Raw genomic sequence first — 16,563 nt, 5'->3', positions numbered from 1 at the left:
CCCGGTCGAGGGGATGTTTACTCGCCCGGATGCTTGGCCGGCTCGGAGTGCATCTTGCGCACGCGGCGCACGCCCCACCAGACGAGCAGGATGGCGACCGGCACCGAAGCCGCGGTGACGACTTCCGGCGGGAAGGCATGGCCGAAGCTCGACGCGCCTTTGGCGACATAGCCGATGAGGCCGACGACATAATAAGAGACGGCAGCGACGGAGAGACCTTCGACCGTCTGCTGCAGGCGCAACTGCAGCCTGGCGCGATTGTTCATCGAGGCCAGCAGGTCGCGGTTCTGCTTCTCGACGTCGACATCGACCCAGGTGCGCAGCAACGTGGTGGCGCGGGTGAGTTTTCGCGAGAGGTTCGCCTGGCGCTCCTCCACCGAGCGGCAGGTTCGCATCGCCGGCGCCATGCGCCGTTGCAGGAAGCCTGCCCAGGTGTCGTAGCCCTGTACCGACTCCTCATCCAGCGCCTCCAACCGCTCGCTGACGATGCCGTCATAGGCGCGGCTGGCGCCGAAACGGTAGAGGCTGGATGCCGCATCGGCCTCCAATTCGGCTGCAAGTTCGGTGAGGTCGGCGAGCAAGGTCTGGCTGTCGCGGGTCTCGGCCGCCTTCATTTCAAGCGTCGTCTGCGCCAGCCGGTCCTCGATGCGGCGGGCGCGGCCAGACAGCGTCAGCGCCAGCGGCAGGCCAAGCATGGCAAGCGTCCGGTAGGTCTCAATGTCGATGAGCCGTTGCGACAAGGCGCCGGTGCTCGCCGGCGTCAGGCCGCGGTCGAGCACCAGCATGCGGGTCAGCCCGTCGCCATCCTGGCGAAAGTCCGTGACGATGGCCGCCGCACCGCGCTCGACCAGCGAATAGCAGAGGCTGGTCGGATCGAAGCCGGCGATCAGCTTCTCGCTCGCCTGCGTCCATTTGCGGATTTCGAGCCGGATGCCGGAAATCACCGTTCCCGGCGGCGAGAAGCCGTTGCCGAAGGGCGAATCCTCCTGGCCCCGGCTGCTTTCGGCCAGCGGCCCTTCCCAGAGATAGGTCGAGAACTCCGTATGCCGTTCCCAGCGCAAGGTGCCCTTGCCCCATTTCATGGCATGGTGGCGGGCATGGCGTTCGGGCGCTGCGATGCCCAAGCGCCGCGACAGGTCCGACAGCACGGCAAGGTCGACGGCCGAGCCGCCTTCGGTCATGAAGGAGAGTTGGATGAGCACGCGCGGCTTCTCGACCAGCGGGTGCGGACGAGCATGGACCTCGCCTAGCGCGCCGGGGCGACCCTCATGGGCCGGAAAGCCCATGACGCTGCCCTGGGCACGCGGCTGGAATTCGAGATTGGCGTCCGACACGGCTGGTCCCCCTGGTTTCGACCCTTCGTGCAATCGCGTTGTCTTGCGGCAATCGGCAGGGGCCGTAAACAGCAAATTTCAGCTGCAGCCGATTCACAGAGCCGCCGGGGAGTCGACCTGATTCGGCGAATTGGATAAATAATTTGACCAGTTGGCGACGGATGCTTAGATCTGCGCGACATCCATTCCGTTTCCAGGCGCGCTTCCATTGAGCGATATCTTCTCCAGGATCGAGCATTCGCGCACCGCCGACGAGGTGGTGCAGCAGATCGAGAGCCTGATCCTCGAGGGCGTGCTGCGCACCGGCGACCGGCTGCCGGGCGAGCGCGAGCTGGCGCGTCAGTTCGACGTGTCGCGGCCGATCCTGCGCGACGCGCTGAAGGCGCTGGAAGGACGCGGGCTGCTGACCACCAGACCGGGCGGAGGCACGCATGTCGCCGACGTCATCGGCCAGCTTTTCACCAAGCCGGTGACCGATCTGATCTCGATGCACCGCAAGGCGGTGACCGACTATTTGGAATACCGGCGCGAGGTCGAGGCAATCGCGGCCGAATACGCGGCGCGGCGAGCGACGCCCGAGGATCTGGCGCTGCTCGACCGCATCATGGCGCGCATGGACGAGGCGCACCGTACCGGCGACTTCGACGACGAGGCGGAAATCGACGTCGAATTCCACCACGCGGTCTGCGAATGCGCGCACAACATCATCCTCCTGCACACGCTGCGCTCCTGCTACCGGCTGCTCTCCGAGGGCGTGTTCCAGAACCGGTTGCTGGTCTTCACCGTGCCCGGCGCGCGCGAGGCGTTGCTTGAGCAGCACCGGGCAATCCACGCCGCGATCAAGGCGGCGGATCCTGCCGCCGCCCGCAAGGCGGCGATGGACCACATTACCTATGTCGAGCGCTCCATGGCTGAGGCCGAGCGCAGCGGCGACTGGCAGCGCGTGTCACGGCTGAGGCTCAGGCAGCGCTCGGAAGCCGGCGACATCGAACCGACACGCAAACGCTCCTAAGCACTGATCACGCGGGGACTACCATGAGCGACATCCTCACCATCGCCGACCTCAAGGACATGGCGCGCCGCAAGGTGCCGAAGATGTTCTTCGACTATGCCGATTCCGGCGCCTGGACGGAGAGCACCTACCGCGCCAACGAGGAGGACTTCGGCAAGATAAAATTCCGCCAGCGCGTGCTGGTCGACATGAGCAACCGCTCGCTGGAATCGACCATGATCGGTGAGAAGGTGGCGATGCCGGTGGCGTTGGCACCGACCGGGCTGACCGGCATGCAGCATGCCGACGGCGAGATGCTCGCGGCGCAGGCGGCTGAGGAATTCGGCGTGCCGTTCACGCTCTCGACCATGAGCATCTGTTCGATCGAGGATGTCGCCTCGGTGACCAAGAAGCCGTTCTGGTTCCAACTCTACGTGCTGCGCGACAAGGATTTCGTCGTCGATCTCATCGACCGCGCTAAGGCGGCGAAATGCTCGGCGCTGGTGCTGACGCTTGACCTGCAGATCCTCGGTCAGCGTCACAAGGACGTGCGCAACGGGCTGTCGGCACCGCCCAAGATGACGCTCGCCAACATTATCGATCTCGCCCTCAAGCCGCGCTGGTGCCTGGGGATAGCGGGCACGCCGCGCCGCACCTTCCGCAACATCGTCGGCCACGCCAAGGGTGTCGGCGACGTTTCTTCGCTGTCGTCCTGGACGACGGAGCAGTTCGACCCGCAGCTGTCCTGGAAGGATGTCGCCTGGATCAAGGAGCGCTGGGGCGGCAAGCTGATCCTGAAGGGCATCCTCGACAAGGAGGATGCGTTGATGGCGGCCGAGACGGGAGCCGACGCGATCATCGTGTCCAATCATGGCGGGCGGCAGCTCGACGGCGCCGCCTCCTCGATCTCAGTGCTGGAAGAGATCGCCGACGCTGTCGGCGATCGGATCGAGGTGCATATGGATGGCGGCATTCGCTCGGGTCAGGACGTGCTCAAGGCGCTCTGCCTCGGCGCCAGGGGCACCTATATCGGCCGGCCGTTCCTTTACGGACTCGGCGCGATGGGCAAGGCGGGCGTCACCAAGGCGCTGGAGATCATCCGCAAGGAGATGGACATCACGCTGGCGCTGTGCGGCAAGCGTCTGGTAACCGACATGGGCAAGGACCAGCTGCGGCGCTAGGGGCTTATTCACCGATCCGCCCTAGTTTCCCGTGATGACAGACACGGGAAGACGTCGCCTTGACTGAAGCCGGCATCCACTATCTCGACGCGCGCGGGCCGAAAGGCATACGCATCTATGCCATCGGCGACGTGCATGGCCGTCATGACCTGCTCGCCGCCATGCACAGCCGGATAGCAAGCGATCTGGAGTACGGACCAAAGTCCGATTGGCGCATCATCCATCTCGGCGATTATGTCGACCGCGGACCGGACTCGAGGAACGTCATCGAATTCCTAATCGAGGCGCGGAGCCGTGATCCCCGCAACATCATGCTTGCCGGCAACCATGACATCGGCATGCTCGATTTCCTTGCCAAACCCGATCCGGAGGGTCTGTTCATGCGCTATGGCGGCGTCCAGACGGCGGCGTCATACGGGGTGAAGCTCTCGACCGGCAGCAGCTGGTTCGGCAGGTCGGACGAGGCGCTGGCGCACGGACACGCGGCCTTGGTCGAAGCAGTGCCGCAAGCCCATGTCGACTTCCTGCGCTCGCTGTCTTTTTCAGCGTGCTTCGGCGACTTCTTCTTCTGCCATGCCGGCATCCGGCCGGGGGTGCCGCTCGAAAGCCAGAACGAGCAGGACCTGATCTGGATTCGCGACGTCTTCCACAATTACCCGGGGCTGTATCCCAAAGTGATCGTGCACGGGCATACGCCGGTGCCGGACGTCGAGGTGATGGCCAACCGCGTCAATCTCGACACGCTCGCCTGGCAGGCGGGAACGCTCAGCGCACTTGCCGTCGACGGCGCTGAAAAGCGCATTCTGACGGTCGAGGGAATGGCGTTCTGGCCATGACCCCAAGTGTGGGATCAGCTTTCCCTTTGTCGGGAAGGATCAGGCTCTAGCGAAGCGCGGCGGTGACGCCGTAGCCGTCGACGGCCTGGTGATTGTTTGCAGCGTCGGCAGAATAAATGCCGAGGCCGCACACGACGATGGCAGACAGCATTACAAAGGACAAAAGCGCTGCTTTCACGGACGTCATCTCTGGTTGAGCTTTCTGCATCTGTGCACGAGGCGGTTACCAATGCGTTGAAACGATAAAATGCGTCTCAATGTTTCGACGATTTCGCGCTTCTAAGCAGATTCTGTATCGCCGGTGTGTCGCTTGGATCACACAACAGGTTCATCGCGGTTGCACGGACGATACAGAGGGCGCCCTCTTAGGCGGGCGGCCGGACACAAACCAAGAATGAAGTGCGTTTTCCCCAGGCGGAACTGCCGCCGCGTGCCAATTATGTCACGCTCCGCGGCGGTGCGACGGTCAGATCGTCGCCACCCAGGCACGCGCGATCGCGAGCCCTGCGGCGTCGGCGTGCGGTCCGTTGCTAGCCATCTCGTAGTCGAGCCTGCCGGTCCAGTCGGGATGGCGCTCGGCGATCAGCGCCGCGAAGGAGGTGCTCCAGTCGCGCACCAGCGGGCGATCCGCCTCGAAATGGAACTGGAAGCCATAGACGGCGCGGCCAATACGAAAAGCCTGGTTCGCCGCGACATCATTGCCCGCAAGCCGCACGGCCTTCTCGGGTAGGTCGAACGTATCGTCGTGCCATTGGAAAGTCGGGAACTTTTCCGGCAAGGTGCCGAGAACAGGGTCGTGCTTGGCTTCGGCCGTCAGCGACACCCCGCACCAGCCGAATTCAACCGCACCGCCGATGTGGTTGTCGGCGCCAAAGGCGCGGGCGACGAGCTGGCCGCCGAGGCAGATGCCAAGCACCGATCGGTCCTTGCCGGCGAAATCGCGCGTCAATTCGAGCAAGGCGGGAAAATAGGGATAGTCGTCGTCGGCCAGCGCATTCTGCCCCCCGCCCAGAACCACCATGGCATCGTGACCGTTCGCGTCCCGGGGCAGCGGATCGCCTTGGTAGGGGCGGCGCAAGTCAAGCTTGGCGCCAGCCTCCGCGAGAGCGGCGCCGACTTGGCCAAGGCCGGTATTGTCGTAGTTCTGGACCACCAGCACCCGCATCCGCGAATCCCTGCTGACATGAAAATGACGGTGGGAGCGATATCATGCCGCCTCAGTTTCAGCCAAGCCGCGCGCCGGAGAGAAAGCTATGCCACTGCAGAACCGGGTCGATCCGTTCGGCGCCATCCATGCCGTGCCCGAGCGCGGCCTCTTCACCGGCAATCGCGGTATCATCCATGACCCCGAGACAAAGACGCTTCTGAGGAAGCGTTGGGCGCTGCCGGCCTGGATCATCTGCGTCTGCCAATTCCGCGGCGTGGGACGCGAGCCGATGGGCCGCAATCGGCCTGGAGGAAAGGGCTGGACCGAGCTGTTCTTTCTCGACGAGGTGACGGCGCTCGCGGCCGGTCACCGGCCCTGCTTCTACTGCCGGCGCGACCAAGCGAGAGATTTCGTGCGGCGCTTCGGAAAGGTCTTCGGCATTGCCGAACCGCGCGCGCCGATGCTCGACAAGCGGCTGCACAAGGAGCGGCTGGCCTCCGGCGGGCGTCCGCCGACCGTCTCATCGGACGAACTCGCCGGTTTGCCGGATGGAGCAGTCGTGGCCGAGGGTGAGACCGCCTACGCGCTCCGCGCCGGCAAGGCGCTCGAATGGTCCTTCGCAGGCTATGCCGAGCCCTTCTTGTTCAATCGCCTCGCCGGGCGATCGCTGCGACTGCTCACGCCTGCCACAAGTGTTTCGGTGCTGAGACATGGTTACGCGCCGGTCTGGCATGCGTCCGCCGATACTTGACGACAACCCGCGCCTCGCCCATTGCTCGGCCATGCGCGCCAACTACAAAATGCAGCGGCTGTTCGTGCCGGACGATCTCGGACCGGGCTTCGAATTCGATGCTGGACAGCAGCAGAGCCACTATCTCGCGCATGTGATGCGGCTCGGCGAAGGCGCGGAGGTCCTGCTCTTCAACGGCCGCGACGGCGAGTGGTCGGCTTCGATCGCCGCCAAGACCAAGAAAGCCGTGCGGCTCAAGGTGCTTACCCTGCAGCGGCCGCAGCCGCCGCTGCCCGATCTTGTCTATTGCTTCGCCCCGCTGAAGCAGGGCCGGCTCGACTATCTGGTGCAGAAAGCGGTCGAAATGGGCGCCGGCATCCTGCAACCGGTCATCACTCAGCACACACAAGTGGCCAAGCCTGGCATTGATCGGCTGCGCGCCAATGTCGTCGAAGCGGCCGAGCAATGCGGCATCCTGGCGGTGCCAAAGGTGTGCGAAGCAGAGAAGCTGGAGCGGCTGCTCGGCGGCTGGGACAAGGAACGGCGGCTGATCTTCTGCGACGAGGATGCCTCGACCAACAATCCACTGCCAGCCTTGCAGAAGGTAAGCGAGAAGAAACTCGCGCTGCTGGTGGGGCCGGAGGGCGGCTTTTCCGATGACGAGCGCAGGATGCTGCGGGCGCTGCCCTTCGTCAGCGCCATTCCGCTCGGGCCGCGCATCCTGCGCGCCGACACGGCGGCGGTCGCGGCGCTCGCGGTGATGCAGGCGACGATCGGCGACTGGTGATCAAATCCAGTTGAGGCGTGGCTCAGGATTTTTCGCTTGATCGGCTACTGACATTTCGTCCATCTAGCGCCCGGCGGCTAGCTGACGGCTGCGGAGGGCTTTCTTATGGCGCGCGACACAACCGATATCCAGCCCATCGAAGGCATCGACGAACTCGTCGGCTATCTGGCGGCGGGCAACAAGCCGCGCGACAAATGGCGGATCGGCACCGAGCACGAGAAGTTTCCCTTCTATGTCGATGGCAACGCGCCGGTGCCCTATGGCGGCGAGCGCGGCATCCGCGCCATCCTGGAAGGCATGCAGGAAAAGCTCGGCTGGGATCCGATCATGGATGCCGGCCGCATCATCGGCCTGGTCGAGCCGACCGGCCAGGGCGCGATCTCGCTGGAGCCGGGCGGGCAGTTCGAGCTCTCCGGCGCGCCGCTGGAGACGATCCACCAGATCTGCCGCGAGGGCAACGCGCATCTGGCGCAGGTGCGCGAGATCGCCGAGCCGCTCGGCATCCGCTTCCTCGGCCTCGGCGGCAGCCCAAAATGGTCGCTTGCCGAAACGCCGAAAATGCCGAAGTCGCGCTACGAGATCATGACTCGCTACATGCCCAAGGTCGGCTCCAAGGGCCTCGACATGATGTATCGCACCTGCACGATCCAGGTGAATCTCGACTTCGAAAGCGAATTCGACATGCGCCGCAAGATGCAGGTGGCGCTGAAGCTGCAGCCGCTGTCGACGGCGCTGTTCGCCAATTCGCCCTTCACCGAGAGCCGGCCGAACGGGCTGCAGAGCTGGCGCGGCGACATCTGGCGCGACACCGACAACCAGCGCTCCGGCATGCTCGAATTCTGCTTCGCGCCGGATTTCGGCTTTGCCGACTATGTCGAATGGGCGCTCGACGTGCCGATGTATTTCGTCATCCGCGACGGGCAGTATCACGACATGACGCGCTACACCTTCCGCCAGTTCATGGCGGGTGCCGCGCGCACGCAAGTGCCCGACGGCCTGCCGACGATGGGCGACTGGGCGAACCACCTCTCCACCCTCTTCCCCGATGTGCGGCTGAAGCGCTTCCTCGAGATGCGGGGCGCCGACGGCGGACCGTGGCGGCGCATCTGCGCGCTGCCGGCTTTCTGGGTCGGCCTGCTCTATGACGAGCAGGCACTCGACGCCGCGGAGACGCTGACCTCGAGCTGGACCTACGAAGAAGCGCTGGCGATGCGCAACGCCGTGCCGGAGCACGGGATTTCGGCGCCATTCCGCAACGCCACCTTGCGCGAGGTTGCCCGCGACGTGCTGGCCATCGCCCGCACGGGTCTGAAGAACCGCGCCAAGAAGAACCGCGACGGCTATGACGAGACCTCGTTCCTCAACACGCTCGACGAGGTCGTGGCGCGCGGCACCACCAGCGCCGAGGAGATGCTTTCGGCATATCACACGCGCTGGGGCGGCTCGATCGAGCCGGTGTTCATGGAATATGCCTACTGACCGTTCGCCGGCCACCTGAGCCGTGGCTCGGCAAAAGCTGCTTCAATCGGTGATGGAAACGCAATAGGCTCCTCCGTGAGGATATTGCGGAGGAGATCTCATGCCTTCCCTGTTCGATATTTTTTTGCAAGCCCAGAACGGCGCCGGCATGCAGGCGCTGGCCCAGCAGTTTGGCCTTTCGATGCAGCAGGCGCAGGCCGCGGTGCAGGCGCTGCTGCCGGCCTTCTCACAGGGGCTTCAGCGCAACACCGCCGATCCCTATGGAATGGGTGCTTTCATGACGGCGATGGCGAGCGGCCAGCACGCCAAGTATTTCGAGGACGCAACCCGGGCCTTAACGCCGCAAGGCATCGATGAAGGCAACGGCATTCTCGGCCATCTGTTCGGCTCGAAGGACCTGTCACGCGCTGTTGCAGCCCAGGCCGCTCAGGCGACCGGCCTTAGCCAGCAGGTGCTGCAGCAGATGCTGCCGGCGATGGCGTCGATGATGATGGGCGGATTGTTCAAGCAGACCAACAGCCAGATGCAGGCCGCCGGCGGCTTCGGTGGCGGCGGCAATCCTTTCGGCGAGATCATCGAGGAGATGATGCGGCAGGCGGGAGGCGGCGCACAGGCCCCGCAGCCGGCGCCAAATCCCTATGGCGACAATCCGCTCGGCAAGGTGCTGCAAGACATGTTCGGCGGCGGCGCCCAACAGCCGCAACGCCAACCGCAGCAGGCGCCGAACCCTTACGGCGACAATCCGCTGGGCAAGATGTTCGAGGAAATGCTGCGGCAAGGCGGCGGTTTCGGCACGCCAGACGGACAGCAGGCGCCGCAGCAATCCCAGCCGCAGCCGCAAACCAATCCGAGCGGCCGGCCGAGAAATCCATTCGACGACATCTTCGGCAGGATGTTCGAGACCGGCGCGCAGCAGCGCGAGGAATATCAGAAGGGCATGGAGACGATCTTCGACCACTTCAAGCGCGGGATGGACCGACGGTAGGGCGCTCAACTCAAAAGAAAAATGCCCGGTCCTGGAGGGGAACCGGGCAATGTGCAGGCAGGCCGGCGGGGAACCGGCAGGGAGTGTGGGAGCCTGCATGAAACTTGGTCGCGCCGAGCCCTCGAAAGGTTCAGCGCGAGCGCAAACGCAGCCGGCGAAGCCGCTCAGGCGACCTTGCGGGCGAGGTCCTCGATCATATCGACGCGCTCTTCTGCGATTGCGCGCAGCTTCACCGTCGGATCGCGGCCGAAAGGCACGCTGACGGCGACGTGGAGGTCGGCGCGGGTCAGGCCGATGTCGGCAAGCTCGGCATCCGACATCTCGCCAAGGCGATAAAAGGCGCGGCGGTTTTTCCAGGCGCGGAAGGCATCGGCGACCGCATTGAGCACGCGGGTCGCAACGGCCGGACGCGTGGTGATGCGCGGGGTCTCGGAGGCGAATTCGATCGTGGTCATGTCAGTCTCTCCTTCGGAGTCGTGCAGACGAAACCATGCAATCGGCGCCTGGGAGGAGCGCCGTTGCGGTCTCGATACAGTTAACGTGACGCATGTCGTTGCCCCCCAACACGGGGGCCACTTTTGGGCGACATGCTGTGCCTTCATGTGGACAATGGCAATTTGCCACGCCGCGATTGATTAATCCAACGAATGTTTCTAATCTTTAGCATCAACACGAATGATGGATTGGACCGATGAAAGCGCCGCTCGATCTCGATCAGTTGCAGACCTTCATCTCGATTGCCGACACCGGCAGCTTCACGCGGGCTGCCGAGGAGGTGCACCGGACACAGTCTGCGGTGTCGATGCAGATGCGCCGTCTTGAGGAGCGGATCGGCAAGCCGCTGTTCGAAAAGGATGGTCGCACCAACAAGCTGACCGAGGAAGGCGACAGGCTGCTTTCCTATGCAAGGCGGCTGATCTACCTCAACCGCGAGACTTTGGCGGCCTTCGACGACCAGCGGCTCGAAGGCACGATACGGATCGGCACGCCGGATGACTATGCGGACCGCTTCCTGCCCGAGATCATGGCGCGCTTCTCGCGCTCCAACCCGCGTGTGGAACTCACCGTCATCTGCGAGCCGACGCCGGGCCTGGTCGAGCACATCAAGCGCGGCAATCTCGACCTCGCGCTGGTGACGCACAACGACACGCGCGGCCAGTCGGAGGTGGTGCGGCGCGAGCCGCTTCTATGGGTCACCTCGGCCAATCATGCCACGCATGAGCAGGAAATCCTGCCGATGGCGTTCGGCCGGCCGAACTGCATCTGGCGGCGCGCGGCGGTCGACGTGCTCGACCGGCAGAACCGCGAATACCGCGTGCTCTTCTCCAGCTTCTCGGCGACCGTGATCACCGCCGCCGTGCTTTCCGGCCTCGCCATCTCGGTGCTGCCGGAATGCGCGCTCAGGCCCGGCATGCGCGTGCTCGGCGAGGCCGACGGGTTCGACGCGCTGCCGGATTGCCGCATCGGCATCATGCGCGGCCAGACCTCGCAGCCGGAGATCGTCGATGCTCTGGCCCGCCATATCGCGGAAAGCCTGGACAATATTTCCGTGCCGGTCAGCGAAGAGACGGGAAGCTTCGACTTCGCGGCACTCGCCTTCGCCAAGATGAAGCGGACCAAGGCAAACCAGATCCTGCCTGGATGGTAGGGGTTCAGGCGCGAGCGGCGGCGGGCTGAATCTCGTCCGGCGAAGCTAGGCCAGAAAGGCCGAGCAGTTGGACCGGCTCAAGCGGCGGCGACAAGAAATAGCCCTGGAGTTGCCGGCAGCCCATTGCGACCAGCAGCATCTTCTGCGCCTCGGTCTCCACGCCCTCGGCGGTGACGTCGACCCCGAGCGCCATGGCAAGATCGATCAGGGCCTTGACGATCGCGGCCGAGTTGCCGTCGCCATCGAGAAGCCGCACGAAGGAGCGGTCTATCTTGAGCTTATCGATGGCGTGGCGACGCAAGTAGCTGAGCGATGAATAGCCGGTCCCGAAATCGTCCAGAACGATGCCGACGCCCAACTGCCGCAAGGAGGTCAGAGCCGCCCTCGAAGCATCGCTGTTGTCCAGAAGCACGCTTTCGGTGATCTCGAACTGCAGGCGCTGCGGCGCCAGCCCGGTGTCGGCAAGGATCGACGCGACCTGTTCGGGAAAGCCGGCGTCGCGCAACTGCAGCGGTGATACGTTGACGGCGAGCCACGGCAGGTCGGTTCGCACGGCGAAACGGCAGGCCTCCTGCAGCACCCACGCGCCGAGTTGGCCGATCATGCCGCGCTCTTCGGCGATGGCAATGAATTGCGCCGCCGGCAATGCGCCATGCACGTCATGCCCCCAGCGGATCAGCGCCTCCGCGCCGAGGATCGTCTTGCCGTTCGCCGCGAACACCGGCTGGTAGGCGAGCCTGATGCTGGTCCCGCCGTCGAGAGCCTTGCGAAGCTCGGTCTCGACTGTGCGCTTGCGCAAGAGCAGGTCGTCCATGTCGCCGGCGAAGACCTGGTGCCGGCCCCGGCCGTTCTTCTTGGCTTCGTAAAGCGCGATGTCGGCCTTGCGCAGCAGATCGTCGGCATCCGTTTCGCCGCCGTCCGATAGCGCGATGCCGATCGAGGCGCTGACGAAGACCTGATCTTCCATGAGCTTGAACGGTTCCTGCAACTTCTGCAGCAGCCGCTCGGCGATATCCTCGGCGGCACGGATATCGCGGATGTCGACGAGGATCAGCGCGAACTCGTCGCCGCCCAGCCGCGCCACGGTGTCCACCTCGCGAACGGTGTGCTGGAGCCTGGCCGCTGTCTGACGCACAAGCTCATCGCCCACCGGATGGCCGAGCGTGTCATTGATGTGCTTGAAGCGGTCGAGATCGAGATAAAGCAGCGCCACCCTTCCCATCTCGTGAACCGCCATATCCTGGCTGGCCCTGAGCAGGGCCCGACGCAAGCGGTCCTCGAACAAAGCCCGGTTGGGTAGGCCGGTGAGCGTGTCGTGGAATGCGAGATATTGCGCCTCGTCCTGGCTTGTCTGCAGCGCGGACGAGGCGCGGCGGAGCCTGCGCAGCAGAAACGCGAGAACGCCGGCCGCGACAAGCAGCGCCAAGGCCAGCGCCGGGGCCATCTTGCGCACCAGCGTGAGACCTGGCCGTTCCTGGTCCCAGCCGACATAACCGAGGATGATACCGCGGGAATCGACCAGAGGCACCGCAGCGGCTCCGACCGATTGCGACAGCGGCACGAGACGCGCGCCGTCGAGCAGATATTTTTTGGCGATCTTGCCGATGACCGCGTCGTTGATGAACTCCACCGAAACGTGCAGATATTCGGTGCCGGGCGCCTGCGTGACCCGGTCCGTACTCGGCACCAGCGCCATGACGCTCAGGATCGCCGGTTTTCCCTGGAGCGACACAAGGTCCTCCGCGACCATCTTGGCCGGCTGGCCGGAAGCGTCCGCCTTCTGTGGCTCAGCCAACATGCGGCGCAGCTTCTCGATGGATGGCTGTAAGGCAGGCTCGTCATCGCCATAGGCGGACGCATCGACCACCTTACCTTCCTGCATGGCATGGACCGGACGATTGGCGGCATCGAGAATGTAGGCCCGGTTGTGACCGTAATAGGCATACATCCAGACGCTGAGGTTCTCCTCGATCCAGGTCCAATTGCCGGCCCTGACATTGGCGACCGCGTCGTCCCAGACCGCAACGCTTTCCTGTTCACGCTGAACAGACGCAATCTGGTCCTTCAAACCCTCGTCGATGAATATCTTCTGCCGTTCGAGCGAGGCGTTGTCAGCCTGGGCCGCCGCGTAGAAACCGAAGCCGACGACCATGGCCAGCGCGAAGACCGCCAACGTCAGCACGGTCAGCGTCACCTGATGCGTCAAAGGTCTGGTGTTGGCGGTTGCGCTCATGTGTTTCCGGCTGGCTCTTGCTACCGCCAGTCAAAGCAAATCGGGCTTAAGATCGCGTTATAATATTAGCGAGATTTCAGCTCTGCCTTGACGCCGCCCGATAAGCGTTCCCCAATCAGAGCATGAGCGAAGCAGCAACCGAATCACGCAGCAATGCCACCGAATATACGGTGAGCGAGATTTCCGGCGCGTTGAAGCGCACGGTCGAGGATGCTTTCGGCAATGTGCGGGTGCGCGGCGAGATTTCCGGCTACCGCGGCCCGCATTCCTCCGGACACGCCTATTTCGCGCTGAAGGACGACCGTGCGCGGATCGAGGCCGTGGTCTGGAAGACCACGATGGCGCGGCTGAAATTCCGCCCCGAGGAAGGGATGGAAGTGATCGCCAGCGGCAGGCTGACGACCTATCCCGGAAAATCCAACTACCAGATTGTCATCGACAATCTGGAGCCGGCCGGCGCCGGCGCGCTGATGGCGCTGCTGGAAGAGCGCAAGCGGCGGCTGCAGGCCGAAGGCCTGTTCGATGCCGGCCGCAAGCGGCGCTTACCATTCATGCCGCGCGTCATCGGCGTCGTCACCTCGCCCACGGGCTCGGTGATCCGCGACATCATCCATCGCATCAAGGACCGTTTTCCGCTCACTGTGCTGGTGTGGCCGGTCCGGGTCCAGGGCGACACGACCGCAAAGGAAGTGACCGCAGCCGTCAACGGCTTCAACGCACTGACCTGGGACGGCGCAATCCGCCAGCCCGATCTCCTGATCGTGGCGCGCGGCGGCGGCAGCCTCGAGGACCTTTGGGGTTTCAACGACGAAGGGCTGGCGCGCGCCGTCGCCGCCTCGCGCATTCCGATCATCTCGGCCGTCGGACACGAGACCGATTGGACGTTGGTCGATTTCGTCGCCGATATGCGGGCGCCGACGCCGACTGGCGCCGCCGAGATGGCAGTGCCGGTCAAGGCGGAGCTCGAAGCGACACTGGCAAATCTCGGCGCGCGGCTTAGTGCCTGCACCTCGCGGCACCTGGATCGCAAGCGCCAGGCGGTGCGCGCCGCGGCGCGGGCGCTCCCCTCACCCGACCAGCTGCTGGCGTTGCCGCGCAGGCGCTTCGACGAGGCGACGAGCCGGCTCGGCCGCGGGCTGACGGTGAGCATCGAACGCAAGCGCGCAAGGCTGGAGCGGCAGCGGCTGACGCCGGCCACCTTGTCGCGTCGCCTCAATGAGACGCGCAGGCTGACAGGCCGCGACATCGCCCGCGCGCGGGCCGCGTTCTTCGCAATCGTGCGGCAAGGCCGGGCGCGCTTTCAGCGCAACTCGGCAAGGCTGTCGCCGGCGCCGGTCGTCAGGCGCCAGAAGCTGCAGGCCGACACGCTGGCCGGACTGACCCGCCGCCAGGAGCAGGCGATGGCGCGGCGGCTTGACCGCCTGCGTGCCGCTCTTACCCAGGCCGACCGGCTGCTCACCACGCTGTCGCACAAGGCCGTGCTGGCGCGCGGATTCGCGCTGGTCAAGGACGCCGATGGGACCGTCGTCAAGCGCGTCGCGGAGCTGGCGCCGGGTGCGGCGCTGCAGCTGGAGTTCGCCGACGGCAATGCAGAGGCCATCGCCACCAGCGGCGGCGCGCGGCCGAAGCTGGCCGCCAAGCCCTCGGGCAAGGCCAAGGAGCCGGGCAATCAGGGCTCGTTGTTCTGAAATGAGCAGGAGCGACCCGCATCTGCGCACGCCGTCGGGCAAGCCGCGCCTGCGCTCGTTCAACATCGCACTGGACGGCACGCCCGGCCGCTTCAACGCCATCACCGACGTGCCGGGCGTCGCGGTCGGCTATACGACGCTGATTGCTGGCGGGGGCCCGCTGCAAGTCGGGATAGGACCCGTGCGCACCGGCGTGACTGCGATCCTGCCGAGACCTGTCGGCGAACTGGCGACGCCGGTGTTTGCCGGCGTGTTCAGCCAGAACGGCAATGGCGAGCTGACCGGCACGCATATCATCGAGGAGACCGGCGCCTTCAACCTGCCGGTTACCATCACCAACACCCATTCCTGCGGCCTTACCCGCGACGGAACGCTGCGTTGGATGAGCCGGGTGCTGCCGGCGGCGCTCGACAGCGCCTGGGGCCTGCCGGTGGCGGCGGAGACCTATGACGGCTTCCTCAACGACATCAACGGCCACCATGTGAGCTTCGAGCATGTCGCCTCGGCGCTCGACGGCGCGACGGACGGCGCGATCGAGGAAGGAAGCGTCGGCGGCGGCACCGGCATGATCTCGTTCGGCTTCAAGGCCGGGTCAGGCACCGCCTCGCGCATCGTCGAATGGCAAGACAGAAGTTACACGCTCGGCGTGTTCGTGCAGGCGAATTTCGGCAAGCGGCGCAACTTCACCATTCGCGGCCGGCACGTCGGGCCGGAACTCACCGAGCCGGCGATCCGCGAAGGCACGCCGCGCGCCGAAAAGGGCTCGATCATCGCCGTCGTCGCTACGGATGCGCCATTCCTGCCGCACCAGATGAAGCGCCTCGCCAGGCGCGTGCCGCTCGGCATCGCCCTGGCCGGCGGCTACGGCTACCACAGCTCGGGCGATATCTTTCTTGCCTTTTCGACCGCCAATCGCGAGGCCGCGCTGGCGGCTTCAGGCCGCGTCGCCCGCGCGGAGTTCATTCCCGATGTCGATATCGACCCGTTCTTCGATGCTGTGGTGCAAGGGGTGGAGGAGGCGATCCTCAACGCGCTCGTCGCCAACGAGGATATGACCGGACGCGACGGTAACTTCGTGCCGGCGCTGCCAAAGGTGTGGCTGAAGGACAATTTCAACTAAGCCGGTCGCCCGGCTGAGGTCAGACAAACCGCCCTCGCGGTATCTTATTCGGACGGCTTGTCCGACGTCGTCTGTTGCTCGCTCTCCTCGGCGACTTCCTCAAGGCGCGAAGCGATCAGTTCCTGGATGTCGCCGACCTCTTCCTGGATGTCTTCCAGAAGGATGCCTTCCTCGGCGGCCTTGGCGCAGCACTCCTTGGCGAGAGTTTCGGCCTGCTCGTCGATCTTCACCGGCGAATGCTGGCATTGGACCTTTTCGCCAATCCATCCGCGCAAGAACTCGATCGCATGTTCACTCATACTGCTTTTCCCTAGCGGCAATGCCGGTTGGTAGTCATGAACGCTCGCGTCCCGCCACGGGACGCAGGCCCATTCGAGCCGAGTCGGCCTCTGCCGGCAAGACGT

The 16,563-nt window shown here is 64.8% G+C and carries 16 protein-coding genes; 10 read left to right on the top strand and 6 right to left on the bottom strand.

Annotation, left to right across the window (positions count from 1 at the left end):
- Window positions 1–17: 17 nt before the first annotated feature.
- Entirely contained in the window at window positions 18–1,334 is a 1,317-nt protein-coding gene (locus P9230_RS11680; protein WP_095781905.1) for a DUF3422 family protein, read from the bottom strand.
- 208 nt (window positions 1,335–1,542) lie between these two features.
- Here P9230_RS11680 and P9230_RS11675 point away from each other — a divergent pair, with 208 nt between their 5' ends.
- From P9230_RS11675 to P9230_RS11665, 3 genes are read left to right on the top strand one after another with little or no spacing between them, the layout of a single operon-like run.
- Window positions 1,543–2,346, top strand: coding sequence for an FCD domain-containing protein (locus P9230_RS11675; protein ID WP_067327345.1), 804 nt, complete (start codon window positions 1,543–1,545; stop codon window positions 2,344–2,346).
- 23 nt (window positions 2,347–2,369) lie between these two features.
- Window positions 2,370–3,506, top strand: a complete 1,137-nt coding sequence (locus P9230_RS11670) for an alpha-hydroxy acid oxidase (RefSeq protein WP_095801084.1) — start codon at window positions 2,370–2,372, stop codon at window positions 3,504–3,506.
- 59 nt (window positions 3,507–3,565) lie between these two features.
- Window positions 3,566–4,342, top strand: a complete 777-nt coding sequence (locus P9230_RS11665; RefSeq protein ID WP_067327338.1) for a metallophosphoesterase family protein — start codon at window positions 3,566–3,568, stop codon at window positions 4,340–4,342.
- 46 nt (window positions 4,343–4,388) lie between these two features.
- On the opposite strand, the gene P9230_RS11660 is transcribed toward P9230_RS11665, so the two are convergent.
- Entirely contained in the window at window positions 4,389–4,520 is a 132-nt protein-coding gene (locus P9230_RS11660; RefSeq protein ID WP_275955501.1) for a hypothetical protein, read from the bottom strand.
- Window positions 4,521–4,808: 288 nt separating this feature from the next.
- The gene (locus tag P9230_RS11655; protein WP_278086366.1) at window positions 4,809–5,507 is read right to left on the bottom strand and encodes a type 1 glutamine amidotransferase; all 699 of its coding nucleotides are present in this window, start codon (window positions 5,505–5,507) and stop codon (window positions 4,809–4,811) included.
- An 88-nt stretch (window positions 5,508–5,595) separates the two neighbouring features.
- Here P9230_RS11655 and P9230_RS11650 point away from each other — a divergent pair, with 88 nt between their 5' ends.
- The 4 genes from P9230_RS11650 (at window position 5,596) to P9230_RS11635 (ending at window position 9,470) form a co-directional block, all read left to right on the top strand.
- Window positions 5,596–6,240 carry a hypothetical protein gene (locus P9230_RS11650; protein WP_278119065.1) on the top strand — a complete coding sequence of 215 codons (645 nt, stop codon included), beginning with the start codon at window positions 5,596–5,598 and terminating at the stop codon, window positions 6,238–6,240.
- Window positions 6,241–6,271: 31 nt separating this feature from the next.
- Window positions 6,272–7,006 carry a 16S rRNA (uracil(1498)-N(3))-methyltransferase gene (locus tag P9230_RS11645; RefSeq protein WP_095776386.1) on the top strand — a complete coding sequence of 245 codons (735 nt, stop codon included), beginning with the start codon at window positions 6,272–6,274 and terminating at the stop codon, window positions 7,004–7,006.
- Window positions 7,007–7,111: 105 nt separating this feature from the next.
- Window positions 7,112–8,485: a glutamate--cysteine ligase gene (locus P9230_RS11640; protein WP_278119063.1), complete on the top strand. Its 1,374-nt coding sequence runs from the start codon at window positions 7,112–7,114 to the stop codon at window positions 8,483–8,485.
- A 100-nt stretch (window positions 8,486–8,585) separates the two neighbouring features.
- The gene (locus P9230_RS11635) at window positions 8,586–9,470 is read left to right on the top strand and encodes a DUF937 domain-containing protein (protein ID WP_278119061.1); all 885 of its coding nucleotides are present in this window, start codon (window positions 8,586–8,588) and stop codon (window positions 9,468–9,470) included.
- 164 nt (window positions 9,471–9,634) lie between these two features.
- Here P9230_RS11635 and P9230_RS11630 read toward each other — a convergent pair whose 3' ends face one another.
- A complete protein-coding gene (locus P9230_RS11630) occupies window positions 9,635–9,925 on the bottom strand; it encodes a DUF1127 domain-containing protein (RefSeq protein ID WP_095801090.1) in 291 nt (96 codons plus the stop codon).
- Window positions 9,926–10,161: 236 nt separating this feature from the next.
- Here P9230_RS11630 and P9230_RS11625 point away from each other — a divergent pair, with 236 nt between their 5' ends.
- Window positions 10,162–11,118 (top strand): LysR substrate-binding domain-containing protein, encoded by a 957-nt coding sequence (locus P9230_RS11625; protein WP_066989268.1) that lies wholly within the window; start codon window positions 10,162–10,164, stop codon window positions 11,116–11,118.
- A 4-nt stretch (window positions 11,119–11,122) separates the two neighbouring features.
- On the opposite strand, the gene P9230_RS11620 is transcribed toward P9230_RS11625, so the two are convergent.
- The gene (locus P9230_RS11620; RefSeq protein ID WP_278119059.1) at window positions 11,123–13,351 is read right to left on the bottom strand and encodes an EAL domain-containing protein; all 2,229 of its coding nucleotides are present in this window, start codon (window positions 13,349–13,351) and stop codon (window positions 11,123–11,125) included.
- A gap of 122 nt (window positions 13,352–13,473) precedes the next feature.
- Here P9230_RS11620 and xseA point away from each other — a divergent pair, with 122 nt between their 5' ends.
- Window positions 13,474–15,039: an exodeoxyribonuclease VII large subunit gene (gene xseA / locus P9230_RS11615; RefSeq protein WP_278119057.1), complete on the top strand. Its 1,566-nt coding sequence runs from the start codon at window positions 13,474–13,476 to the stop codon at window positions 15,037–15,039.
- Window position 15,040: 1 nt separating this feature from the next.
- Window positions 15,041–16,159 (top strand): P1 family peptidase, encoded by a 1,119-nt coding sequence (locus P9230_RS11610; protein WP_095826924.1) that lies wholly within the window; start codon window positions 15,041–15,043, stop codon window positions 16,157–16,159.
- Window positions 16,160–16,203: 44 nt separating this feature from the next.
- Here the strand turns inward: P9230_RS11610 and P9230_RS11605 are convergent, their stop codons facing one another.
- Window positions 16,204–16,458, bottom strand: a complete 255-nt coding sequence (locus P9230_RS11605) for a DUF768 domain-containing protein (protein ID WP_067327302.1) — start codon at window positions 16,456–16,458, stop codon at window positions 16,204–16,206.
- Between the last annotated feature and the right edge of the window lie 105 nt (window positions 16,459–16,563).

This window comes from Mesorhizobium sp. WSM4887 (assembly GCF_029625865.1).
In the GTDB taxonomy this organism is placed as follows: Bacteria; Pseudomonadota; Alphaproteobacteria; order Rhizobiales; family Rhizobiaceae; genus Mesorhizobium.
Note: the sequence above shows the minus strand (reverse complement) of the source record. Positions and strands in the feature narration are given on the sequence as shown.